A 23769-nucleotide genomic window follows, 5' to 3' on the forward strand; every position below is an offset into this window, starting at 1 on the left:
ACGCGCTGCTCGCGGACGTCCGAGAAGACTATTCGGGTCCGGTCGTGATCGGCGAGGACCTGACGCGGATCGAGGTCTAGGGATCGTCGATCTCAGGACGATGCGACCTCGATCCGAAACGACAATCGCTCGTCCGCGCCGGGCGCGATATGCATCAGGCCGGGCTTGTCGCTGAACTCGCCGTCGAAGCCGGCGGGACTGGCATGGCCGCGCCAGGGCTCGATGCAGAGGAACGGCGCGCCCGACGGTTTCGACCAGACGCCGAGTTCGCGAAAACCGCGCCATGACATTTTGAGCGAGGGCCCAGTCGATACGCCCTCGCCTGCGGCAAAGCGAACCGAGTTGCTCTCGATCCGGTCGAAGATGATCGCGTCGTCGACGAACAGGGAATCGGACAGGGGCAGCGCCGTGCCTTTGACGGGAGTTGCCTCCGCTGCCGCACGCAGCATACCGCCGTCGAGACGGCGAACGGGAGATGACTCTGCGTTCGCGAAGGTGAGCGCGTAGCTTTCCTTGGACACACCGGGCTGGAGCGGCCAGTTGAAGGCGGGATGGCCGCCGAGCGACGCCGGCAATGTCTCGCTGCCGGTGTTGGCAATCGTGAGCGAAAGGTCGAGACCGGCGTCGTCGATCGCATAGGTGGCCGTCAGGCGGAACGCGAACGGATAGAGCGCGCGCGTTGCCTCGCTGTCTTCGAGCACCAGCTCGCAGCGGCTTTCGCCGCGCTCCGCCCATCGGAAGCGGCTGTCGCGCGCAAAGCCGTGCTGCGTCATCCGGTACGTCTTGCCCCGGTGCCGCAATTCGTCATTGGCGAGACGCCCGACGATCGGAAACAACAGCGGCGCATGGCGCGGCCAGGCCGGCTCGGCCTGCCAGACGAATTCGACGCCGGCGTCGCTCCTCAGCGAGCACATTTCGGCGCCCTGCGCCTTGACGGTCGCGGTCAGCCCGCCGCTGCGGATCGTGTGCGTGTCGTCGGTCATGACAATCTCCATGGCGGCAACGAGGCTGACGGGCCAAAGCGCGGCGACCTGATGCGACTGTATCATATCGCAGCAGAGACGATTTCGCCCGCCCCAGGATGGGGCGGGCGAAGCTCAACGTCAAACGGCTTGCTTAAGCCTGCGACGAGCGCCCGACGCTCTCGTAGATGAAGCCGGCGGCGACCATCTCTTCGGGGCGGTAGATGTTGCGCAAGTCGACGACGACGGGCTGCGCCATGGTCGCCTTCAGCCGGTCGAGATCGAGCGCGCGGAACTGCACCCACTCGGTGACGATGACGAGGGCATCGGCGCCTTGCGCACAGGAATAGGCATCTTCGCAATAGGTGATGTTGGGCAGCTCACCCTTCGCCTGCTCCATGCCGACGGGATCGAACGCCTTCACCTTCGCACCCATGTCGATGAGGCCGGTGACCAGCGGGATCGACGGTGCATCGCGCATGTCGTCGGTGTCGGGCTTGAAGGTCAGGCCGAGCACGGCGATGGTCTTGCCGCGCAGCGAACCGCCAAGCGCCTGACTGACCTTGCGCGCCATCGCGCGCTTGCGGTTCTCGTTCACGGCAAGCACGGATTCGACGATGCGCAGGTTCACGTCATAATCCTGTGCGATCTTGATCAGCGCCTTGGTGTCCTTCGGGAAGCACGAGCCGCCGAAGCCGGGGCCGGCATGCAGGAACTTGGTGCCGATGCGGTTGTCGAGGCCAATGCCGCGCGCGACCTCCTGCACGTTGGCGCCGACCTTTTCGGAGAGGTCGGCGATCTCGTTGATGAAGGTGATCTTGGTCGCCAGGAACGCGTTCGCGGCGTATTTGATCATCTCCGCGGTGCGGCGCGCGGTGAACATCAGCGGCGCCTGGTTCAGCGACAGCGGGCGATAGATGTCGCCCATCACCTTGCGGCCGCGCTCGTCGGAGGTGCCGACGACGACGCGGTCGGGGAACTTGAAGTCGCGGATCGCCGCGCCCTCGCGCAGAAATTCGGGGTTGGAGGCGACCACGACGTCCGCCTTCGGATTGGTCTCGCGGATGATGCGCTCGACCTCGTCGCCGGTGCCGACCGGCACGGTCGACTTCGTCACCACGACGGTGAAGCCGGTCAGCGACTGCGCGATCTCTTTTGCGGCGGCGTAGACGTAGGACAGATCGGCGTGACCGTCGCCGCGGCGCGAGGGGGTGCCGACCGCGATGAACACGGCATCGGCATCCGCGACCGGCTTGGACAGGTCAGTGGTGAAGTCGAGCCGCTTGGCCTTGACGTTGGTTGCGACCAGCTCGTCGAGGCCGGGCTCGTAGATCGGGATCTCGCCGCGGTGCAGGGCCGCGATCTTCTTCTCGTCCTTGTCGACGCAGGTGACGTCGTGACCGAAATCCGCAAAGCAGGCTCCGGACACCAGTCCCACATAGCCCGTTCCGATCATCGCGATTCGCATGAAAAACCCTGTTCTGGCTTGGTTAACGAAACCCCAATGCGGGGCGGTTTAGCATTTTCCGGTAGTGAGGGAACAGTCCGCGCGCAAAAACCGGCACGCGAATTGAACCGGTAAAGAAGTCGGAAACCGCAAGGCCCCAAACTGCCCCGCGGCCGCACAAAGCCGGGCGGAACACGCCTCGAAAAGGAACACCATGGCTTCATCAGGCACAATCGCAGCACACGGAGCCATCAAGGCTCCGGCCGCCGCGCGTGTCGACTGGGTCGACTATGCCAAGGGCATCTGCATCGTCATGGTCGTGATGATGCATTCGGTGCTGGGGGTCGAGCTCGCCGCCGGCGAGACCGGTTTCATGCATGTCGCCGTGGCCTTCGCAAAGCCGTTCCGGATGCCGGACTTCTTCCTGATTTCGGGCCTGTTCCTGCCGCTCGTGATCGACCGCGACTGGCGAACCTATCTCGACCGCAAGGTGATGCATTTCGCCTATTTCTATGTCGTCTGGGTGACAATCCAGTTCGGCTTCAAGGCGCCGGCCTTTGCGGCCGAGACGAGCTGGCGCGAGGTGGGCCTCCTCTATCTCGAATCCTTCATCGAGCCGTTCGGCACGCTCTGGTTCATCTATCTGCTGCCGGTCTTCTTCGTCGTCACAAAACTGACACGCAGGATCCCGCCGCTCGCGATCTGGCTGATCGCCGCGGCGCTGGAGACGGCGCGCATCTCGACCGGCTGGACCGCGATCGACGAGTTCTGCGCGCGCTTCGTCTATTTCTACTCGGGCTATCTGTTCGCGCCCACCGTGTTCGCGCTGTCGGATCGCGCGCGCAGGCATCCCGCGCTGGCGCTCATAGCGCTCGCGACCTGGGCGCTGGTCAATGCCGGCCTCGTCGCGCTCGGCGCCAGCGAATGGAAGATCGTCTCGCTCGTGCTCGGCTTCGCCGGCGCCTGCGCCATCATCACCATGGGCACGCTGCTCGCACGCGCGCATTGGCTGAATTTCTTCCGCTTCTGCGGCGAGCATTCGATCGTGATCTATCTCGCCTTCTTTCTGCCGATGGCGGCGACGCGGACCCTGCTGCTCCGCACCGGCATCATCCCTGATATCGGCACGGTGTCGCTGATCGTCACCGTCGCCGGCGTGATTGGCGCGCTCGCAATCTGGCAGGTTGCGCTGCGGCTTAACGCGCACTTCCTGTTCGAGCGGCCGAACGCGTTCTGGATCGCGCCGAAAAAGGCGGGGCCGGTGTTGCAGGCGGCGGAGTAATCCGCTGTCGTCCCGGCCTAGTGCGCAATTGCGCACGGGGGCCGGGACCCATAACCCCAGGAAGTGGTTATGGCGGGAAATGGCAACCACGAGCCTTCGCAAAACTACTCCCCGTGGCTATGGGTCCCGGATCTGCGCGCGCTTGAGGCGCGCTTGTCCGGGACGACGAGAGGTGTGGGAATCGCGCCAAAAATCCCCCTCCCAAGGCTGTCAAACCCCGCAAAAATTCATACATTGCGGCCATGCCCAAAACCTCCCCGAAGACCTCCACCAAAGCTGACACCAAGGCCGCGCCAAAGGCTGCCGCCGAAACCAAGCCCGCTGCGACAGCTGCTGCCAAACCGGTCGCGGCCAAGGCGGCCGGCAAGGGCGATCATGTGTTCCTGGTCGACGGTTCCTCCTACATCTTCCGCGCCTATCACGCGCTGCCGCCGCTGAACCGCAAGTCCGACGGCTTGCAGGTCAATGCCGTGCTCGGCTTCTGCAACATGCTGTGGAAGCTGCTGCGCGACATGCCCGAGAACGACCGGCCGACGCATCTGGCGATCATCTTCGACAAGTCGGAGATCACCTTCCGCAACAAGATCTATCCCGAGTACAAGGCGCACCGGCCGCCGGCCCCGGATGATCTGATCCCGCAATTCGCGCTGATCCGCGAGGCGGTGCGCGCCTTCGACCTGCCCTGCCTGGAACAGGTGGGCTTCGAGGCCGACGATCTCATTGCGACCTACGCGCGGCAGGCTTCCACGCGCGGCGCCACCACGACCATCGTGTCCTCCGACAAGGATTTGATGCAGCTCGTGAACGACAAGATCATGATGTACGACACCATGAAGGATCGCCGCATCGGCATCCCCGAGGTGATCGAGAAGTTCGGCGTGCCGCCGGAGAAGGTGGTGGAAGTGCAGGCGCTCGCCGGCGATTCCACCGACAACGTTCCCGGCGTACCCGGCATCGGCATCAAGACCGCGGCACAGCTGATCACCGAATATGGCGACCTCGAGCAGCTCCTGTTCCGCGCCACCGAGATCAAGCAGCCGAAGCGGCGCGAGGCGCTGCTCGATAATGCCGAGAAGGCGCGGATCTCGCGGCAGCTCGTGCTGCTCGACGACAAGGTCGAGCTGGAGGTGCCGCTCGACGACCTCGCGGTCCACGAGCCGGATGCGCGCAAGCTGATCGCCTTCCTGAAGGCGATGGAGTTCACCACGCTGACGCGCCGCGTCGCCGAATATTCGCAGATCGACCCCTCCAATGTGGATGCCGATCCCGGCTATGCCACCGGCGCCAGCGTCTTCTCGCCGCTGCCGCCCTCGGACATCGTGCCCGCGCCGGGCACCGGCGCGGCACCGCAGGCCCGACCGAACGAGCCCAACAAATCAGCGGGCAAGGAGGACAAGGCCGCGAGCCCGAAGGGCGCGCCGATCTCGCTCGCCGCAGCGCGTGAAGAGGCGCTGCGCAAGCTTCCGGTCGAGCGAGCCAAGTACCAGGCGATCAAGTCGCTGAAGGAGCTCAACGCCTTCATTGCGCGCATTCATGACACGGGTCATGTCGCGATCGAGCTTCGAGGAAACTCGATCGATCCGATGCAGGCCGATCTCTGCGGCATCGCGCTGGCGCTGGCGCCGAACGAGGCCTGCTATGTACCGCTGGCGCACAAACAGTCCGGCGGCGGCGCCGGCCTGTTCGACGCCGGCCTTGCGCCCGACCAGATCAAGCATACCGATGCGATCGAAGCGCTGCGGCCGGTGCTGGAATCGTCAGGCATCCTCAAGATCGGTTTCGACGCCAAATTCACCGCCGTGATGCTGGCGCAGCACGGCATCACCCTGCGCAACATCGACGATGCGCAACTGATCTCTTATGTGCTCGACGCCGGCCGCGGCTCGCACGCGCTGGAGCAGCTGTCCGAGCGCTGGTTCGGCCATGCCATGCTGAAGGAGAGCGAGCTGCTCGGCAGCGGCAAGGGCAAGATCACCTTCGACCAGGTCCCGATCGACAAGGCCGCGCCGCTCTCGGCCGAAGGCGCCGACATCGCCCTGCGGGTCTGGCGCGTGCTGAAGCCGCGCCTCATCGCCGAGCACATGGCCACGGTGTATGAGACGCTGGAGCGGCCGCTGGTGTCAGTGCTCGCGCGGATGGAACGGCGCGGCATCTCGATCGACCGCCAGGTGCTGTCGCGGCTATCAGGCGACTTCGCCCAGACCGCGGCGCGGGTCGAGGCCGAAATCCAGGAGATCGCGGGCGAGCCCGTCAATGTCGGCAGCCCCAAGCAGATCGGCGACATCCTGTTCGGCAAGATGGGACTATCAGGCGGCACCAAGACGAAAACCGGCGCGTGGTCCACCACCGCACAGGTGCTGGACGATCTCGCCGAGCAAGGCCACGACTTCCCGAAGAAGATCCTGGAGTGGCGCCAGGTCTCCAAGCTGAAATCGACCTATACCGACGCGCTGCCGACCTATGTGAACCCGCAGACCCATCGCGTGCACACGACCTACGCGCTGGCCGCGACCACGACGGGACGGCTGTCGTCGAACGAGCCTAACCTGCAGAACATTCCGGTGCGCACCGAGGACGGCCGCAAGATCCGCCGCGCCTTCATCGCCACACCCGGGCACAAGCTGGTCTCCGCCGACTATTCGCAGATCGAGCTCAGGCTGCTCGCCGAAATCGCCGACATTCCCGTGCTGAAGCAGGCGTTTCGTGACGGCCTCGACATTCACGCGATGACCGCCTCGGAAATGTTCGGCGTGCCGATCAAGGGCATGCCGAGCGAGATCCGCCGCCGCGCGAAAGCGATCAATTTCGGCATCATCTACGGCATCTCCGCGTTCGGCCTCGCCAACCAGCTCGGCATCGCGCGCGAAGAGGCGTCCGCCTACATCAAGAAATATTTCGAGCGCTTCCCCGGCATCCGCGCCTACATGGACGAGACGCGCGATTTCTGCCGGAGCCACGGCTACGTCACCACGCTGTTCGGCCGCAAGTGCCATTACCCTGACATCAAGGCCTCGAACGCCTCGGTGCGCGCCTTCAATGAGCGCGCGGCAATCAACGCGCGGCTGCAGGGCACCGCCGCCGACATCATCCGCCGCGCCATGACGCGGGTGGAGGACGCGCTCGCCGAGAAGAAGCTCTCGGCGCAGATGCTGCTCCAGGTGCATGACGAACTGATCTTCGAGGTGCCGGACGCCGAGGTCGAAGCGACGCTGCCCGTCGTGCAGAAGGTCATGCAGGACGCACCGTTCCCCGCCGTGCTGCTGTCGGTGCCGCTGCATGTCGACGCGCGCGCAGCGAACAATTGGGACGAGGCGCATTAGCGGGGCCCCTTCACCTCTCCCCGTAAGAACGGGGCGCGGGAGTGCAGCGAGTGCGCGGCGAGGCACTCAATTGTCCTCCGAGCAATTGCGCGATGGCCCTGCCGCCCTTCGCATATTAGAACCTCTGCATCTCCCGCACCGGTTCAGTCATGCCCCACACGTCCGCCCTGCTCGGCTTCGCCCTCGTCTGCCTCGGCCTCGTGCTCACGCCCGGGCCGAACATGATCTATCTGATCTCGCGCTCGATCACGCAGGGGCCGGCGGCCGGCATCGTCTCGCTCGGCGGCGTGGCGCTGGGCTTCGTGTTCTACATGCTGTGCGCGGCGTTCGGCATCACGGCGCTGCTGCTCGCCATTCCCTTCGCCTATGACGCGCTGCGCTTTGCCGGCGCCGGTTATTTGCTGTGGCTCGCCTGGCAGGCGGTGAAGCCGGGCGGGCGCTCGCCGTTCCAGGTGAAGAAGCTCGCCATCGACAGCCCGCGCAAATTGTTCGCGATGGGCTTCGTCACCAACCTGCTCAACCCGAAGATCGCGATGCTGTATCTGGCGCTGCTGCCGCAGTTCATCGATCCCACAGCCGGCAGCGTGCTGACGCAGTCGGTAGTGCTGGGCGCGATCCAGATCGCGATCAGCGTCAGCGTCAATGCGATGATCGCGCTCGCGGCAGGCTCGATCGCGCTGTTCCTGGCGAGCCGGCCGAGCTGGATGCTGGTGCAGCGCTGGCTGATGGGCACCGTGCTGGCCGGGCTTGCGGTGCGGATGGCGGTCGAGGCGAAGAAGGTGTGAGGCACACTGTCATGCCCCGGCTTGACCGGGGCATCCAGTACGCCGCGGCCTCTCGGCTCAATCACTGCCGCCTCTGGGATACTGGATCGCCCGATCAAGTCGGGCGATGACACCGTCCGCTCAATCCAGCTTCGCCTCCATCCCCCGCTTCACCGCCGGGCGGGCCATCAGGGCCTCGTACCAGCGCTTGACGTTGGGGAAGTCCGCCAGATCAACCTTGTGGCGAGGATGGCGCCAGGCCCAGCCCAAAATGGCAAAATCGGCAACCGAGAGGTCGCCGGCAACGAAGTCGCGCCCTTCAAGCCGGCGGTCGAGCACGCCGTAGAGCCGGCGCGTCTCGGCCATGTAGCGCTTCAGGCCATAGGCGCGGTCCTGCTCGTTCTCGAGCGCGATGAAATGGTGCACCTGGCCGGGCATCGGGCCGAAGCCGCCCATCTGCCACATCAGCCATTCGTAGACCGGGATGCGCGCGGAAAGCGATTTCGGCAGGAATTTGCCGGTCTTTTCACCGAGATAGAGCAGGATCGCGCCGGACTCGAAGATGCTGACGGGCTTGCCGTCCGGACCCTCGGGATCGAGGATGGCGGGAATTTTGTTGTTGGGCGAAAGCTTCAGGAACTCCGGCGCCATCTGCTCGCCCTTGGTGATGTTCACCGGAATCACCTTGTAGGGCAGCCCCATTTCCTCCAGCGCGACCGAGATTTTGCGGCCGTTCGGCGTATTCCAGGTGTGGAGCTCAATGGTCATTTGGCTGTTCCTTCCCGCATTGCTGGCATCCCACTAGCCCAGGACATCGCGGTCTTTCAACCAGCGGTCGGGCATGGTGGCTGTCCGATCGCCGCGGGCGATGCCCTGTTGACGGTGATCTTGCGGGGCCTGCCCCCACTGGAATGTCGCCGCCGTCGCGGATAAATTCCGCCTCCTCCAAAAACGCTGTTCGAGGGACCGCCGTGTCGAAATCCGCTTCCCGCGCCCGCCTGTTCGAGATCATCCGCCGGCGCTCATTCGGCCGTGGCGAGGTGACGCTCGCGTCGGGCCGCAAGAGCGATTTCTACTTCAACCTCAAGCCGACCATGCTCGACCCCGAGGGGGCGACCCTGCTGGCCGAGCTCACTTACGAGGCGTTGAAGGACGACCAGCTCGATTTCATCGGCGGGCTGGAGATGGGCGCCGTGCCGCTCGCCGGCGCGCTGGCGCAGATCTCCTGGATCAAGGGCCATCCGATCGCCGCCTTCTTCGTGCGCAAGAAGCCGAAGGAGCACGGCGCCAAGCTCGCGATCGAAGGCCTGCCCAAGGGCGAGACGCTGGCCGGCAAGCGCGTCGTGATCGTCGAGGACGTCACCACCACGGGCGGCTCGGCGATGAAGGCGGTGGAATCCGTGCGCGAGACCGGCGCCGAAGTGGTGCTGGTGCTGACCATGGTCGACCGCGAGGAAGGCGCCACCGACACCTTCGGTGCGGCCGGCCTGCCGTTCCGCTCGCTGTACAAAGCGTCGGAGTTCTTGAAGGCGTGAGGCGGCGAAACATCCTTCGCCGCCATGCCTCGGTGTGCCCCGAAAGCAACCATCCGTCCAAAGCTGCGCGCGGCCTTAAAGAGGCCACCGCCTCGTCTTGAAACCGCCTCCGCTCAACTGCTCATTTACCATCCCGCTTTATCGTGAATCATGTGCTGAGGCCTGATGGTCCCAGCCGGTTCAGTAGCGTCGGGTGGAGTCAGCATTGCGTACAGTCATGTCCCATGCGCGCCGGCGGCGTCGCGCGATGCTTGTGGCCGCCACCCTGGTAGCTCCGCTGCTCGCGGCTCCGGCCCCGGTTTCGGCCGAGGGCCTGTTCGACTTCTTCTTCGGCGGGATGCAACAGCAGCGGCCGCAGCGCGAGGTGCCGCAGCAGGCGAATTCCTACACCGATCCCTTCACCGGCCAGCAGAATGCCGCAACCCCGCAATATGTGCCGCCCACACGCTCGGCCGCGGCCGGCGGCTCCGGACCTGCCTTCTGCGTGCGCAGCTGTGACGGCAAATATTTCCCGCTGATGCGCGGCCTCGTCTCGCCCGCGCAGATGTGTCAGGCATTCTGTCCCGCCACCGCAACCAAGGTCTATTTCGGCTCCTCCATCGACGGCGCCTATTCGCAGACCGGCGAGCGCTACGCCGACAGCGAGAACGCGTTCGCCTATCGCAAGGCGCTGCGTTCGGATTGCACCTGCAACGGGCGCGAGCCGGTCGGCCTTGCGCCGGTCGATCTCGCGCTCGACTCCTCGCTGAAGGCCGGCGACGTGATTGCGACCTCCGACGGCCTCGTCGCCTATACCGGCATCCGCGTCGGCAACGACCAGACCGCCGACTTCACCCCCGTCGCCTCCTATCCCGGCCTCACCGCGCAGGTTCGCGCCCGCCTCGGCGAGATGAAGGTGGCGCCGGTGCGCGCGGAGACGGTGTCGGCGGATGCGCCAGCCCCGGCCGAGATCGTGCGCGAGGCGTTGCCTGATGTGACGGTGCCAAAGACGCCGAAGCCGGCGAAGCGCGCGGGGCTGGAGTAGCCCTAACTCTCTCCAGGCCGTCATTGCGAGGAGCTCGCGACAAAATTGCGTAGCAATTTTGCGCTGATGCGACGAAGCAATCCAGAATCCCTCCGCGGAAAGATTCTGGATTGCTTCGCTACGCTCGCAATGACGGAGGTTGCGGCACCTATCGCCCGATGATCACCCCGATCACGTTCGGCGCCGCCAGATATTTCTCCTCGATCGCAGCGCGCGCGGCGGCGCGGTTCTCCGACGTCAGGAGGCCGCGCTTCTCGGCCAGGATCATCCAGCAGAATCCCCACCAGTCGGTGAGCATGACCGTCTCGCCTATGAGGTCATAACCCTGCTCGGCTGCGAAGATGCGCGCATGCGCTTCGTCCAGCGTGTCGAGAAACAGGTGATCCTCGGTCGAGAACAGATCGTCGCTGATGTCGTCGATGGTGTAGCCCCAGATTGACTGGCAAACCGCGTTGAACTCGCGGTCGAACTGGTCGTCGTCGATCCTCTGCCGCCGCGCCGCCTGATGCAGCCGCGACAGCGAGCGCGCGAAATCGGCGATCCGGGTGAGGGCAAACTGGTCGAAGGCAATGGTGGACATGTAGTCCTCGCGAAGTCTTGCAGATGCTAGATATTGTGTCGGCAACGCGCCGAATCACAATGATATATCAAAGACTTGCTAAAGTGTTCTTAATTTGTTCTGATGGTGAAGGGTTGGTTGTTGAGATCATCGTCCTGGCGAAAAGCCAGGACCCATTACCCCGGTCAGCGTTGCTTTTGCGAGCTGAGGCCACATGAGCGCAGGCAGCTACTACGTCTACATCCTGGCGAGCCGCCATCACGGCACGATTTATATTGGCATCACGAATGATCTACACGCGCGTATCGAGTTGCACCGCTCGGGACGTGGCTCGAAGTTCGTGCAGAAGTACAAGATCTTCCGTCTCGTTCACGTCGAAGCGTTCGCGACGCCGCAAGAAGCAATCGCGCGAGAGAAGCAGCTGAAGTTCTGGAAGCGCGACTGGAAGATCAAACTGATCGAGCAGGAAAATCCCGACTGGAATGACCAGTCGGGCCTCATTTGACAGTTGGGGTAATGGGTCCTGGCTTTCGCCAGGACGACGATGTGGTGGAAGCTCGCGCTCAAACAACGCTGCATCCGCTGCACCATCCCCGTCAATTCGCCGCCGACACCAACCTGTCCCCGCATGCATTCGCGTAGAACTTGCCGCCGCATTGGCGCTTGATGGCGGCGCAGCGGGTGGCGGGTGAGGCATTTTGCGGGACAGCAAAGCCGCAGCTGAGGCCATCGGCGCTGCGGCCGATCTTGCCGGCGGCGAATGCCGCGCTGGAGGCGGTGATGCAGACGACGAGGAAGGTGGCGGCGGCGATTTCGATCAACAGTCGCATGGCATCTCCTCCACACTGCTGGCTGAATTGACCGCCATGCTAGCAGGAAATCCGCGTCTTTCCGTGCTCGTCCGGGTTCCCAAACGGCCCGTTCCTTGCATAAATTTGCGCCAGCGCAGTGCCGCCCGCGCCAGCGATGGTTCCGGAGCAGGCGCAGGACGCGTAGGTTCAGTGGTGTTGTTTCGACCAGGAAGTGACGGCCTTGCAAGATCAATCGTTCCAGCCAAATTTTCCCGCCCCCGGCCAGCCCATCGACGAGCTCGCGCTGGCTGAGATCAAGGGCGCGATCCTGGCGAAGCTGCGCCTTGCCATCGGCAAGGACGCAGGCATGGCGACGAAGCACGACTGGTACCAGGCCGCCGCGCTGGCGCTGCGCGACCGCATCGTGCATCGCTGGCTCAGCGCCGAGAAGCGCAGCTACGATGCCGGGCGCAAGCGCGTCTACTATCTCTCGCTCGAATTTTTGATCGGCCGCCTCTTCACCGATGCGCTCAACAACATGGGCCTCTTCAAGATCTTCGAGGTCGCGCTCGGCGATCTCGGCGTCTCGCTGCCGGAGCTGCGCAAATGCGAGCCGGATGCCGCGCTCGGCAATGGCGGTCTCGGACGGCTCGCCGCCTGCTTCATGGAGAGCATGGCGACGCTGTCGATCCCCGCGATCGGCTATGGCATCCGCTACGATTACGGCCTGTTCCGCCAGATCATCAATCAAGGCTGGCAGCAGGAATATCCGGACGAATGGCTGAGCTTCGGCAATCCCTGGGAATTGCAGCGGCCCGAGGTGATCTATCACGTCCATTTCGGCGGCGGCGTCGAGCATGTCGACGACAAGGGCCGCGACCGCGCGATCTGGCATCCGGCCGAGACGGTGCAGGCGATCGCCTATGACACGCCGATCGTCGGCTGGCGTGGCCAGCACGTCAATGCGCTGCGGCTTTGGTCGGCGCGCTCGCCCGATCCGCTGAAGCTCGATGTCTTCAACTCCGGCGACTATGTCAGCGCCTCGTCCGAACAGGCCCGCGCCGAGGCGATCTGCAAATTCCTCTATCCGAACGATGAAAGCCCTGCGGGCCGCGAGCTGCGGCTGCGCCAGGAATATTTCTTCGTCTCGGCTTCGCTCCAGGATCTCGTCAACCGCCACCTCACCTCCGACGGCCAGCTCCGCAGCCTCGCGATGAAGGTCGCGGTGCAGCTCAACGACACCCATCCGAGCCTTGCCGTCACCGAGCTGATGCGCATCCTCGTCGACCTGCACAATTTCCGCTGGGACGAGGCCTGGAAAATCACTGTCGCCACCCTCTCCTACACCAACCACACGCTGCTGCCCGAAGCGCTGGAGACCTGGCCGGTCGAGCTGTTCGAGCGGCTGTTGCCGCGGCATCTCGAGATCATCTACCGCATCAACGTGCAGCATCTGGCGCTCGCCGAAGCGCGCTGCCCGGGCGACATCGACTTCCGCGCCTCGGTCTCGCTGATCGACGAGAAAAGCGGCCGCCGCGTTCGGATGGGCCAGCTCGCCTTCGTCGGCTCGCATCGCATCAACGGCGTCTCGGCGATGCATTCGGACCTGATGCGCGAGACCGTGTTCCACGATCTCAACCATCTCTATCCCGGCCGCATCACCAACAAGACCAACGGCATCACCTTCCGCCGCTGGCTGATGCTGGCGAACCCGAAGCTGACCGACCTGTTACGCGAGACCTGCGGCGAGGCCGTGCTCGACGATCCGACCCAGCTCAGCCTGATCGAGGCCCGCGCCAGCGACGTCGAATTCCAGAAGAAATTCCGTGCCGTCAAGCACGCCAACAAGGCTGCGCTGGCTCGCCTGATTGGCGAGCGGCTCGGCATCAAGGTCGACCCCGGCGCGCTGTTCGACGTGCAGATCAAGCGCATCCACGAATACAAGCGCCAGCTGCTCAACGTCATCGAGACGGTCGCGCTGTACCAGGCGATCAAGGACGACCCCAACGGCAATTGGGTGCCGCGGGTGAAGATCTTCGCCGGCAAGGCGGCGGCGAGCTATCGCTATGCGAAACTGATCATCAAGCTGATCAACGACGTCGCCGAAGTCGTCAACAACGATCCCGCGATCAGCGGCAAGCTGAAGGTCGCCTTCCTGCCCGACTACAATGTCAGCCTCGCCGAAGTCATCATTCCCGCGGCCGATCTCTCCGAGCAGATCTCGACCGCCGGCATGGAGGCTTCCGGCACCGGCAACATGAAGCTGGCGCTGAACGGCGCCATCACCATCGGCACCCTCGACGGCGCCAATATCGAGATCCGCGACCACGTCGGCGCCGAGAACATCGCGATCTTCGGCATGGAAGCCGGGGACGTGATGATCCGCCGCAAGCAGGGGCTGGATGCCTCCGACGTGATCCGCAGGTCGCCGAAACTGCAGCGCGCCATCAATGCGGTCGGCGCCGGCGAATTCTCGCCCGGCGATCCCGGCCGCTTCGAGTCCATCGCACACGCGCTGCGCTATCTCGACCATTACATGGTCAGCGCCGACTTCGATTCCTATTACGAGGCGCAGCGCGCGGTCGACGCGCGCTGGCAGGTGGCGCCGGCCTGGACGCGCGCCTCCATCCTCAATGTCGCGCGCATGGCGTGGTTCTCCTCCGACCGCACCATCCGCGAATATGCCGAGGAGATCTGGAACGTGCCGGTCAACCCGACCACGCCGGTGCTGCCGGACCTGCGCGACGTCGCGGGCTGATTTTCCGCGGCGTGAAATCGCCTACCCCAGAGGTAATTGCACAAACCGGCGTCGGACGTGATATGACGTCCGTCATTGAAAGCCGGATCAAACAATGCACGCCAAGCTCCCGCATCCCTTCGACGACGCCACGCGCATCAGTGCGGGTGACAGCAGCTGGCAAGGGCACACCAGCGACGATTACTGGGCCTTTGTCGGCCCGTTCGGCGGCGCCACCGCCGCGACTATCTTACGCGCGCTGATCGACCATCCCGAACGCGCCGGCGATCCGCTCGCCGTCACCGTCAATTATTGCGCGCCGATCGCGAAGGGCCCGTTTGATCTCGACGTGCGGCTGGTAAAGGCCAACCGCTCCAGCCAGCACTGGAGCGTCGAGCTGTCGCAAGGCGGCGGCGAGGTCGCAACGCTCGCCACCGCGGTGTTCGCCGAACGGCGGCCATCCTGGGAGCACAGGGTGGCGAAGGCCCCGGATGCAAAGCCGTTCGAACAGACGCTGCCATTCCCCAGGATTTCGGCGTCGTGGGCCAACCAGTATGAATTCCGCTTCGTCGAGGGCGAGATGCGGATCGGCCCGCCGCAGGCCGAGCTTGCCAGCACCTATTCGAAAATCTGGATCAGCGACCGCACGCCGCGCCAGCTCGACATGCTGTCGCTGATGTCGATGTCCGACGCCTTCTTCGGCCGCATCTTCCACGCGCGGCGCGAGCTGGTGCCGTTCGGCACGGTGTCGCTGACGACCTATTTCCACACCGACAGCGAAGAGCTCGCGGCTGAAGACATCACGCGCGTGCTGGCGACCGTGGATTCGAAGGTCATGCACAAGAGCTACGCCGACCAGAACGCCGAACTGTGGTCGCCGAATGGCAGGCTGCTCGCGACCACGACGCAGATCGCGTATTTCAAGGCCTGAGGCCCCTCCCCAACGTCGTCCCGGCGAACGCCGGGACCCATAACCACAGGCCGGGGTTTGGCGAAGATTCGTAGCGACGTTTTCTTCGCCGGTACTTGCACCGCACTCCCTCGATAGATCACGCGGTATGGGTCCCGGCCTACGCCGGGACGACACCGAGTGTGTGGCGTACTCCGGTGCTCACAAGCACCACCAACAAAAAGGGCGGCCTCACGGCCGCCCTTTTGCATTGAAGACAGAGCGAGAGCCTACTCCGCCGCCAGCTTCACGTCCGGAGCCGCCGCGCGCACCTCGGCGTCGACCTGGGCTTCGAACTTGGCGAAGTTCTTCTGGAACATGCCGACAAGCGCGCGGGCGGTCTTGTCGAACTCGTCCTTGTCCTTCCAGGTGTTGACCGGGTTGAGGATCTCGGCCGGCACGCCCGGCAGCGCGGTCGGGACCGCGAAGCCGAAATATTTGTCGGTGCGGAATTCCACGTTGCGAAGCGAGCCGTCGAGCGCCGCGGTGAGCAGAGCGCGGGTCACCTTGATCGGCATACGCGAGCCTGTGCCGTACTTGCCACCGGTCCAGCCGGTGTTGACCAGCCAGCAATCGACATTGTGCTGGGCGATGAGGTCGCGCAGCATGTTGCCGTAGACGCTGGGGTCGAGCGGCAGGAAGGGCGAGCCGAAGCAGGTCGAGAATTCCGGCTGCGGCTCGTTGCCGAGGCCGCGCTCGGTGCCGGCGACCTTGGCGGTGTAGCCGGACAGGAAGTGATACATCGCCTGCGCCGGCGACAGCTTTGCGATCGGCGGCAACACGCCGAAGGCGTCGGCGGCGAGCATCACCACGTTCTTCGGCTGCGGCGCGCGGCCGGTGCGCGAGGCGTTCGGGATGAAGTCGAGCGGATATGCAGAGCGCGTGTTCTCCGTCTTCGAGCCGTCGTCGAAATCCACCACGCGGGTGTCCTCGTCGAGCACGCAGTTCTCGAGCACGGCGCCGAAGCGGGTCGAGGCCGCATAGATCTGCGGCTCGGCTTCCTGCGACAGCTTGATGCACTTGGCGTAGCAGCCGCCCTCGAAATTGAAGACGCCGTTCGGGCCCCAGCCGTGCTCGTCGTCACCGATCAGCGTGCGGTTGGGATCGGCCGACAGCGTGGTCTTGCCGGTGCCTGATAGCCCGAAGAAGATCGCGGTATCGCCGCCTGCGCCGACATTGGCCGAGCAGTGCATCGGCATCACGCCGCGCTCGGGCAGGTAATAGTTCAGCGTGGTGAAGACCGACTTCTTCATCTCGCCCGCGTAGTAGGAGCCGCCGATCAGCACGATCTTGCGGGCGAAGTCGATCGCGACGACGTTCTCCGAGCGGACGCCATGGCGCTTCGGATCGGCGCGGAAGCTCGGCATGTCGATGATGGTGAGCTCCGGCACGAAGGTCGATACCTCGATCGCCTCGGGGCGGATCAAGAGCGTGCGGATGAACAGCGAATGCCAGGCGAGCTCGGTGAAGACGCGCGTCTTGATCCGGTAGGCAGGATCGGCGCCGCCATAGAGGTCCTGCGCGAACAGCGACTTGCCTTCGGCGTGCTTGAGGAAGTCCTGATAGAGCGCCTCGAACTGCTCCGCGGTGATCGACTGGTTGCCGGCCCACCACATCTTCTTGTCGGTGGAGGCGTCACGCACCGTGAACTTGTCCTTGGGGCTGCGGCCGGTGAACTCCCCGGTGTCGGCGCAGAGCGCTCCGTCAGCAGACAGCACCGCCTCGCCCGCGGAGAGCGAGTATTGATAGAGTTGCGGCGCACCCAGGTTCCAGTGAACTTGCTTGAGATTCTTTAAGCCGAATTTGTCGGCGCCGAAGGCACCGTTGCGCACGCCCGTCTCTTGCACGAAAAAATCCTCCTAGAACCCGCGACACTCAGCGCGACCAAACTTTGGCACCATCGCGGTCACCGTGAATAGTAGGCCATCCGGCCTCGGCTGGACGACCTAATACTGATGAACGCTGGCGTTGCCAAGCTGATCCCGCAGGATTTGGTTTATTCAAGGACCGCGCCAAACGTCGCGCATGTCAGCTCTGAGCAGGCGCATCAAAAAATCGCAGATGATCGCGCAACCAAATGGGCGTTTCGCCGTTACATCGGGTTATTGCGACGCACAATCGCCGATGCGGCCTATCGTACCTCGCCTTCGCCGATGAGCGCGAACGGACCCCACAGCGCGGGATATGCATTGCGCGGTGAAGAAGCGTCATCAACGTACGTCAACATGGCGCGGCGCAAAGCTTCGGCACGACCGATTTTTGGTTCGTTTTTGAGCAGCGCGAAAGTCGATGTGGTCAAGCGCGTGGCAGCTTCCGAATCCACTGCCCAATGCGAGACCAGCAGCGCGCGGGCGCCGGCGTAGAAGAACGAGCGTGCCAGCCCGGACAACGCCTCCGCACCGGGCTTGTCGCCGGCAATGGTGTTGCAGGCCGACAGCACAACCCAATCCGCATTGAGCTTGAGCTGGGCGACTTCGCTCGCGGTCAACAGGCCGTCGTCGATGTCGGAAGGCTGATCGGGAATGGAGAGTGCGAGCGACGGCTCACCCAGTCCCTTGACGTCGCCTGCAACAAGACCGTGAGTGGCGAAGTAGATGATGCTGTATTGAGCAAGCGCTGCACGCTTGAGCGTCGTTTCGCTGGCATCGCGGCCGAGATGGATGTCGACCTCGCCGGCTCCGACGTCCTTCGCGACCGCATTCAGCTCGTCGGCGGTGTCGGGCAATTGCGGCAGCGCTTTCGCAAGCTGCGCGCGATCGACACCGGCGCCGCGCCAGAAGTCGGTATAGGCCATCGTCGCGATGCTGCGCGCGGCAACCTTGCCGCCCGCAGCGCGCCGGTCGGCCGGCCCCTCGGCTGCAGGGTTGAACACGGGATCGCCAAAGCCGGTCATCGGCTTGACGCCTTGATCCCGGCGCGCAAAGGCGCGCAGCGATTTCAGGCTGATCACCGACGGCAGCACGGAGACGGCCTGACGCCGCAACAGCCAGGCGGCGTTGCGATAGCCTTCGAGCTTGTCCGGGATCGCAGCTTGCGGCGTCTCGGTGACGAGCAGATGAAACGGCAACGCGGTCAGCGCCGCTGACGGCACCACCAGAAGGCTGCGCTTGTCTTTCGTCAGCGCCTCGACCGGCCCGAGCAGCGCGGTGTAGAGCTCATGGGCGAGCGCAAGATCGAACAGGCCCGACTTGCCGGAGGCATCGCGCGCCTTGCCGACGTCGAGCCCCTTGCGGAAAGCGGACACCTTCTGCGTCAGCGCGTCCGCGCCGAGCGGAACCTGCTTCCAGTCCACGCCCTCGCGCGTGATCGCGATGACGTAGCTCTGCTTGTCAACGACCGAATAGATCGTCATCGCTTCATCGGCCGACAATAGCGGCTGGATGTCCTTCACCGCGAGCGGCAGCGGGTTGGAGAGCGAAGCATAGTCAGGAAATTCGACGGCGAGCGTCTTCTGCAGGCCTGCACGCTCGCTCGCGATCGCCGCGATCCGCGCGCGGCTGCGCTGCTCGGCCGCGACATCGCGTTGCCCGGCTTGCTTGGACACCGCCGTGATGATCGCCTTGTCGAGCGCCTCGGCCTCGGCTCCGAGATCCTGGTCCTTGCGCACGAGCTCGGCCAGCCGGTCGCTGCCGGCGGCAAGCCGCACCGCGAGCTTGTTGACGGCCGATGCTGCGGAGGATTGCGTGCCGCGCTGGATCGCGGCGAGCGCCTCGTTCAGCGCCTTGTCTTCGGGCAGGAGATGCTGCTGCCGTGCGGAGAACAGGATCGGCAGCACCACGCGCAGCTGCGCGCGACCGCTGGCAAGCGTCCTTTCCGCCAGCGGCAGCGCATCGGCGGTGCGCCCGGAGACGTAGAGGAAATAGGCGAGATTGCCGGTCGAGGTCAGGGTGTCCGGATGGTCCGGCCCAAGCGCACGCTCGCGGATCGCCAGCGCGCGGCGATACAGCGGCTCGGCATCCGCATAGCGCTGCTGGTGCTCGTAGAGCCCGGCGAGATTGTTCAGCGAGCGCGCGACATCCGGATGGTCCGCTCCCAGCACCTTCTCGCGGATCGCGAGCGAGCGCTTGATCGGCGCCTCGGCATCGGCATCGCGATTGAGGTCGCGATCGACCTGGCCGATGTTGTTCAGGACGGTGGCGACCGCGGGATGCTCTGGACCTGCGGCCTTCTGATAGATCGCGAGCGCCCGCTGGAACAGCGGCTCGGCGTCGGCAAAATGCTCCTGCTTCACGTAGAGCGTGGCGAGATTGTTGAGGGCCCGGCCGACATCGGGATGCTCGCGCGACAGGCTCCTTTCGCTGACGGCAAGCGCGCGCTTGAACAGCGGCTCGGCTTCAGCGAAGCGGCCCTGCCGCTGATACAGGGCGGCGAGATTGCTCAGCTCCGGTGCGATCAAGACGGTGTCGAGACCGAGCGCCTTCTCCATCAGCGCGATGGCGCGCTTGTAGACCGGCTCCGCCAGATCGTCGCGGCCCTGGCCGGCATAGACCTGGCCGAGATTGTTCAGCGCGGCGGAAAGCTCGCGGCCGTTGTCACTCTCCAGGCGCGCGACCATCGCCTGCGCGAGCGGCAGAGCTTCCGGATACTTGCCGGCACTGATGAGCGCGTTGATCCGCGCGCCCTGCGCGGCGAGATCGCCCTTCTGGGCCAGGGCGGGAGTGGCAAGCAACATGGTGATCGCAAGCCCAAGGCCCGCGGCCAATGCCAGACGATGACGCGCCATGATCCCTCTCGCTGCGAGCCCGAAAACCATCACGGTCTTGGGTCGCGGCGATGGGCGGCAGCGTTCAAAGGCTTGCGCTCTGGTCCATCGTCTTGCGCGCCTCGCCAGCGAGGCGGACCAGCATCTTGCGCAGTGCCGTGCCGTCAGTCACCCGCTCGGGGAAGTCCAGCCGCAACGCGGTCTGGCCGTCCTGCATGTCGAGGCCTTCGGGGTCGCAGCCGGTGCAGCGCCAGTCACCGGCGGGCGCGCCCAGCAGCCTGGTCGCATAGAGGTTCATGGCGTCGCGGTGGTCGGCATTCATGTGCTCCACGGCGCCCTCCTCGGCCGCCAGCAGGTCCTCGGCTCCGCTGAGGTCGGTGAGGAATTGCTCGGGCTTGAGGTCGACGATCCGGCCGAAGCCGGCGACCAGATGGGTGCCCGTGGGGCGGATCCGGAAGAACGAAAAGTCCTTAAACGAAACAAAGGCTTCCGCCGACGGATGGGCACCCAAATACCGTCGTTGGAGCAGCTCCCTCTCCTCCCCGGCCTGTTCCGCCCGCCCGGACAGCATGATCCGGGCCCCTTCCAGGGGATCGCCGGACGCACGTTCGTCCAGCATCAGGGAGACCCGGGGATCGGCGAGGATGTTCCTGGTGTGCACGGCCAGCCCCGAGATCAGCAAGACGGGCGAGCCATCCGGGTGGCTCGCCAGATTGACCAGGGAACAATAGGGATCGCCGGAACCCACCATCAACGTTGCGAGAGCGCCCTGCCGCGACCGCCTCAGCAGCGATTTGGCGAGCTTTGCGGGGTCGAAATCGGGGGTCGGTTGCATCGGCTTTCTCGGGTCAGGTGGTTGCATGGGGGGCCTTTTTTCGGGTAAACGGGGGCCCGGTTATGGGACGAGATGCGGCGAATCTGCCGTGTTTCGCGGAACTTGGTCACACTTCAGCCCAGCTTGCATTGCTCGGTGACAAGGTTCGAATGCCAACTTCGGCACCCATGTATGCGGCGCATCACTGGATTGCTCGCCGTTTCAAGCCACGACCCAAACGGAAAGCAGAAAGCAGAGGCTCATGCCCACAATCGCTTTGGTCGACGACGACCGCAACATTCTCACATCCGTCTCGATCGCGCTGGAAGCCGAAGGCTACCGCATCATGACCTACACCGACGGCGCTTCCGCGCTTGACGGTTTCCGCACCACCCAGCCCGACCTCGCCATCCTCGACATCAAGATGCCGCGCATGGACGGCATGGAGACGCTGCGTCGCCTCAGGCAGAAATCCGACCTGCCGGTGATCTTCCTGACCTCCAAGGACGAAGAGATCGACGAGCTGTTCGGCCTCAAGATGGGCGCCGACGACTTCATCCGCAAACCGTTCTCGCAGCGCCTTTTGGTCGAGCGCGTCAAGGCCGTGCTGCGCCGCTCGGCGCCGAAGGACCCGACCGTCGCGCCGAAGGAGAACGACGCCAAGGCGCTCGACCGCGGCCTGCTGCGCATGGATCCGGAACGCCATACCTGCACCTGGAAGAACGAGCCGGTGACGCTGACCGTCACCGAATTCCTGATCCTGCAGGCGCTCGCGACCCGGCCCGGCGTGGTGAAGAGCCGCAACGCTCTGATGGACGCCGCCTATGACGATCAGGTCTATGTCGACGACCGCACCATCGACAGCCACATCAAGCGGCTGCGCAAGAAGTTCAAGGTCGTCGACAACGAGTTCGAGATGATCGAGACGCTCTACGGCGTCGGCTACCGTTTCAAGGAAGCCTGAGGGCGGCAGGCGCCTTCACGAAGGACTGAGAGCATCGCCGGTTCTGATTCCATCACGACCGGGATGGCTCTAGGATGCGGGGACCATTGCCACGAGCTGTCCTAACGCGGGCATAAGCATTGCTGGACCGAACGCAGCCTGACACGAACCAGAGCGCCGGGGATATCGCATCCGACGGCGCTCCGGAACACGTCGTCGAAGACAAGCCGCAGGGCTGGCGGCCGCTGAACTGGCTCAAGCGCGCCGGACAGTTCTTCTTCGCGCTGTCCTTCTCGAGCCTGACCCGCCGCATCGTCTCGCTCAATCTCGCCGGCCTCGTCGCGCTGGTTGCCAGCATCCTCTATCTGTCGCAATTCCGCGCCGGCCTGATCGACGCGCGCGCGCAGAGCCTCCTGGTGCAGGCCGAGATCATCGCCGGCGCCATTGCGGCCTCCGCGACCGTGCAGACCAATGCCATCACCATCGACCCCGATCGGCTGCTCGACCTCAAGCCGGGCGAGACCTATGGCGGCTCGGACGACTATTCGCCGCTGGATTTCCCGATCAATCCGGAGCGCGTCGCACCGGTGCTGCGCACGCTGATTTCGCCGACCAAGACGCGCGCGCGCATCTACGATCCGAACGGCAGCCTGTTGGTCGACAGCCGCAACCTCGAAAACGTGCTGCGCTACAACCTGCCGCCGCCCGCCGAGAAACCTGGCATGGTCGAGCGCGGCATGGTCGCGGTACGCACCTGGCTGAACCGCGGCGACCTGCCGCTCTACCGCGAGCTCGGACCCGAGAACGGCAATGGCTATGCGGAAGTCGGCGATGCGCTGCAGGGCCAGAAGCGCTCGATGGTGCGGGTCAATGCGCGCGGCGAGGTGATCGTCTCGGTGGCCGTGCCCGTGCTGCGCTCGCGCGCCATCCACGGCGCGCTGATGCTGTCCACGCAGGGCGACGACATCGACCAGATGGTGACCGCCGAGCGCCTCGCCATCCTGAAGGTCGGCGGCGTCGCTGCCGCGGTCATGATCATGCTGTCGCTATTGCTCGCCAGCACGATCGCCGGTCCCGTGCGCCGGCTCGCCGACAGCGCCGAGCGCGTCCGCCGCCGCATCAAGACCCGCGTCGAGATCCCCGACTTCACCCGCCGCCGCGACGAGATCGGGCATCTGTCCGGCGCGTTGCGCGACATGACCAACGCGCTCTACAGCCGCATCGAGGCGATCGAGATGTTCGCCGCCGACGTCGCCCATGAATTGAAGAACCCGCTGACCTCGCTGCGCTCCGCAGTCGAGACGTTGCCGCTGGCGCGCAACGAGAACAGCCGCGCGCGCCTGCTCGAGGTGATCGAGCACGACGTCAAGCGGCTCGACCGCCTGATCTCCGACATCTCCGACGCCAGCCGTCTCGATGCCGAGTTGCAGCGTCAGGATGCGATCCCTGTCGATCTCAGGCGCCTGCTCGGCACGCTGGTCTCCGTCGCCAACGAAACCAAGCTCGGCCACGACGTCGCGGTCGAGGCACGCTTCGAGGGCCGCGGGCCGACCGACACGTTCGCGGTGACCGGCCACGACTCGCGACTGGGACAGGTGGTCTCCAACCTGCTCTCCAACGCGCAGTCGTTCTCGGAAGCCGGCAGCAAGGTGCGCCTCACCTGCCGCCGCGTCCGCGGTGAAATCGAGATCGTGGTCGACGACGACGGCCCCGGCATCCGCGACGACGCACTGGAGCGCATCTTCGAGCGCTTCTACACCGACCGTCCGCATCAGGGCTTCGGCCAGAACTCCGGCCTCGGGCTCTCCATCTCCAAGCAGATCGTCGACGCTCATGGCGGGCGTATCTGGGCGGAGAATCGCGCAGGCCCGCCGGACGACGAGGGCGTCCCGACAATTGCCGGTGCGCGCTTCGTGGTGAGGCTGCCGGCGCTATGAGCG

The 23769-nt window shown here is 64.9% G+C and carries 18 protein-coding genes; 10 read left to right on the top strand and 8 right to left on the bottom strand.

Annotated elements, in window-relative coordinates:
- Positions 1 to 92: 92 nt before the first annotated feature.
- Positions 93 to 983, bottom strand: coding sequence for an aldose 1-epimerase family protein (locus JQ592_RS18465; protein ID WP_211404236.1), 891 nt, complete (start codon positions 981 to 983; stop codon positions 93 to 95).
- A 133-nt stretch (positions 984 to 1116) separates the two neighbouring features.
- Positions 1117 to 2430: a UDP-glucose dehydrogenase family protein gene (locus JQ592_RS18470; RefSeq protein WP_211404237.1), complete on the bottom strand. Its 1314-nt coding sequence runs from the start codon at positions 2428 to 2430 to the stop codon at positions 1117 to 1119.
- A 193-nt stretch (positions 2431 to 2623) separates the two neighbouring features.
- Here JQ592_RS18470 and JQ592_RS18475 point away from each other — a divergent pair, with 193 nt between their 5' ends.
- The 3 genes from JQ592_RS18475 (at position 2624) to JQ592_RS18485 (ending at position 7796) form a co-directional block, all read left to right on the top strand.
- A complete protein-coding gene (locus JQ592_RS18475) occupies positions 2624 to 3691 on the top strand; it encodes an acyltransferase family protein (RefSeq protein WP_211404238.1) in 1068 nt (355 codons plus the stop codon).
- A 242-nt stretch (positions 3692 to 3933) separates the two neighbouring features.
- On the top strand, positions 3934 to 7011 hold the full coding sequence (gene polA / locus JQ592_RS18480) for a DNA polymerase I (protein ID WP_211404239.1): 3078 nt from the start codon (positions 3934 to 3936) through the stop codon (positions 7009 to 7011).
- A 149-nt stretch (positions 7012 to 7160) separates the two neighbouring features.
- The gene (locus JQ592_RS18485; RefSeq protein ID WP_211404240.1) at positions 7161 to 7796 is read left to right on the top strand and encodes a LysE family translocator; all 636 of its coding nucleotides are present in this window, start codon (positions 7161 to 7163) and stop codon (positions 7794 to 7796) included.
- A gap of 120 nt (positions 7797 to 7916) precedes the next feature.
- Here the strand turns inward: JQ592_RS18485 and JQ592_RS18490 are convergent, their stop codons facing one another.
- The gene (locus JQ592_RS18490) at positions 7917 to 8543 is read right to left on the bottom strand and encodes a glutathione S-transferase family protein (protein ID WP_211404241.1); all 627 of its coding nucleotides are present in this window, start codon (positions 8541 to 8543) and stop codon (positions 7917 to 7919) included.
- Between the two features lie 203 nt (positions 8544 to 8746).
- Here JQ592_RS18490 and pyrE point away from each other — a divergent pair, with 203 nt between their 5' ends.
- Positions 8747 to 9310, top strand: coding sequence for an orotate phosphoribosyltransferase (gene pyrE, locus JQ592_RS18495; protein WP_018647906.1), 564 nt, complete (start codon positions 8747 to 8749; stop codon positions 9308 to 9310).
- 247 nt (positions 9311 to 9557) lie between these two features.
- Complete coding sequence (locus tag JQ592_RS18500) at positions 9558 to 10334, top strand: DUF2865 domain-containing protein (protein ID WP_211404242.1); 777 nt, start codon at positions 9558 to 9560, stop codon at positions 10332 to 10334.
- Between the two features lie 148 nt (positions 10335 to 10482).
- On the opposite strand, the gene JQ592_RS18505 is transcribed toward JQ592_RS18500, so the two are convergent.
- Positions 10483 to 10914, bottom strand: coding sequence for a hypothetical protein (locus JQ592_RS18505; RefSeq protein ID WP_211404243.1), 432 nt, complete (start codon positions 10912 to 10914; stop codon positions 10483 to 10485).
- A 193-nt stretch (positions 10915 to 11107) separates the two neighbouring features.
- Between JQ592_RS18505 and JQ592_RS18510 the strand changes: the two genes are divergently transcribed.
- Positions 11108 to 11398 (top strand): GIY-YIG nuclease family protein, encoded by a 291-nt coding sequence (locus tag JQ592_RS18510; protein ID WP_211404244.1) that lies wholly within the window; start codon positions 11108 to 11110, stop codon positions 11396 to 11398.
- A gap of 91 nt (positions 11399 to 11489) precedes the next feature.
- On the opposite strand, the gene JQ592_RS18515 is transcribed toward JQ592_RS18510, so the two are convergent.
- Positions 11490 to 11723, bottom strand: a complete 234-nt coding sequence (locus tag JQ592_RS18515; RefSeq protein WP_211404245.1) for a hypothetical protein — start codon at positions 11721 to 11723, stop codon at positions 11490 to 11492.
- Positions 11724 to 11925: 202 nt separating this feature from the next.
- Here JQ592_RS18515 and JQ592_RS18520 point away from each other — a divergent pair, with 202 nt between their 5' ends.
- Together JQ592_RS18520 and JQ592_RS18525 are read left to right on the top strand one after the other, a co-directional pair.
- Positions 11926 to 14442: a glycogen/starch/alpha-glucan phosphorylase gene (locus tag JQ592_RS18520; protein WP_211404246.1), complete on the top strand. Its 2517-nt coding sequence runs from the start codon at positions 11926 to 11928 to the stop codon at positions 14440 to 14442.
- Between the two features lie 94 nt (positions 14443 to 14536).
- Positions 14537 to 15352 carry an acyl-CoA thioesterase gene (locus JQ592_RS18525; protein ID WP_211404247.1) on the top strand — a complete coding sequence of 272 codons (816 nt, stop codon included), beginning with the start codon at positions 14537 to 14539 and terminating at the stop codon, positions 15350 to 15352.
- A 248-nt stretch (positions 15353 to 15600) separates the two neighbouring features.
- Here JQ592_RS18525 and JQ592_RS18530 read toward each other — a convergent pair whose 3' ends face one another.
- The 3 genes from JQ592_RS18530 to JQ592_RS18540 form a co-directional block, all read right to left on the bottom strand.
- Positions 15601 to 17217: a phosphoenolpyruvate carboxykinase gene (locus JQ592_RS18530; protein WP_211404248.1), complete on the bottom strand. Its 1617-nt coding sequence runs from the start codon at positions 17215 to 17217 to the stop codon at positions 15601 to 15603.
- A 284-nt stretch (positions 17218 to 17501) separates the two neighbouring features.
- A complete protein-coding gene (locus JQ592_RS18535) occupies positions 17502 to 20093 on the bottom strand; it encodes a CHAT domain-containing tetratricopeptide repeat protein (RefSeq protein ID WP_211404249.1) in 2592 nt (863 codons plus the stop codon).
- A gap of 64 nt (positions 20094 to 20157) precedes the next feature.
- Complete coding sequence (locus JQ592_RS18540; RefSeq protein ID WP_211404250.1) at positions 20158 to 20907, bottom strand: HugZ family protein; 750 nt, start codon at positions 20905 to 20907, stop codon at positions 20158 to 20160.
- A gap of 241 nt (positions 20908 to 21148) precedes the next feature.
- On the opposite strand from JQ592_RS18540, the gene JQ592_RS18545 reads away from it, so the two are divergent.
- Positions 21149 to 21850 carry a response regulator transcription factor gene (locus tag JQ592_RS18545; protein WP_008542552.1) on the top strand — a complete coding sequence of 234 codons (702 nt, stop codon included), beginning with the start codon at positions 21149 to 21151 and terminating at the stop codon, positions 21848 to 21850.
- Positions 21851 to 21969: 119 nt separating this feature from the next.
- Positions 21970 to 23766 (top strand): sensor histidine kinase, encoded by a 1797-nt coding sequence (locus JQ592_RS18550; RefSeq protein ID WP_211404251.1) that lies wholly within the window; start codon positions 21970 to 21972, stop codon positions 23764 to 23766.
- Positions 23767 to 23769 lie beyond the last annotated feature (3 nt).

It is taken from the genome of Bradyrhizobium iriomotense (genome assembly GCF_018129405.1).
Lineage (GTDB): Bacteria > Pseudomonadota > Alphaproteobacteria > Rhizobiales > Xanthobacteraceae > Bradyrhizobium > Bradyrhizobium iriomotense_B.

Excerpts from the sequence above, each read along its gene's own strand:
- JQ592_RS18500 (WP_211404242.1), top strand. The coding sequence starts at position 9,558 with ATGCTTGTGGCCGCCACCCTGGTAGCTCCGCTGCTCGCGGCTCCGGCC.
- JQ592_RS18485 (WP_211404240.1), top strand. The coding sequence starts at position 7,161 with ATGCCCCACACGTCCGCCCTGCTCGGCTTCGCCCTCGTCTGCCTCGGC.
- JQ592_RS18490 (WP_211404241.1), bottom strand. The coding sequence starts at position 8,543 with ATGACCATTGAGCTCCACACCTGGAATACGCCGAACGGCCGCAAAATC.
- JQ592_RS18535 (WP_211404249.1), bottom strand. The coding sequence starts at position 20,093 with ATGGCGCGTCATCGTCTGGCATTGGCCGCGGGCCTTGGGCTTGCGATC.
- polA (WP_211404239.1), top strand. The coding sequence starts at position 3,934 with ATGCCCAAAACCTCCCCGAAGACCTCCACCAAAGCTGACACCAAGGCC.
- JQ592_RS18465 (WP_211404236.1), bottom strand. The coding sequence starts at position 983 with ATGACCGACGACACGCACACGATCCGCAGCGGCGGGCTGACCGCGACC.
- JQ592_RS18505 (WP_211404243.1), bottom strand. The coding sequence starts at position 10,914 with ATGTCCACCATTGCCTTCGACCAGTTTGCCCTCACCCGGATCGCCGAT.
- JQ592_RS18545 (WP_008542552.1), top strand. The coding sequence starts at position 21,149 with ATGCCCACAATCGCTTTGGTCGACGACGACCGCAACATTCTCACATCC.
- JQ592_RS18525 (WP_211404247.1), top strand. The coding sequence starts at position 14,537 with ATGCACGCCAAGCTCCCGCATCCCTTCGACGACGCCACGCGCATCAGT.
- JQ592_RS18510 (WP_211404244.1), top strand. The coding sequence starts at position 11,108 with ATGAGCGCAGGCAGCTACTACGTCTACATCCTGGCGAGCCGCCATCAC.
- JQ592_RS18475 (WP_211404238.1), top strand. The coding sequence starts at position 2,624 with ATGGCTTCATCAGGCACAATCGCAGCACACGGAGCCATCAAGGCTCCG.
- JQ592_RS18470 (WP_211404237.1), bottom strand. The coding sequence starts at position 2,430 with ATGCGAATCGCGATGATCGGAACGGGCTATGTGGGACTGGTGTCCGGA.
- JQ592_RS18540 (WP_211404250.1), bottom strand. The coding sequence starts at position 20,907 with ATGCAACCGACCCCCGATTTCGACCCCGCAAAGCTCGCCAAATCGCTG.
- JQ592_RS18515 (WP_211404245.1), bottom strand. The coding sequence starts at position 11,723 with ATGCGACTGTTGATCGAAATCGCCGCCGCCACCTTCCTCGTCGTCTGC.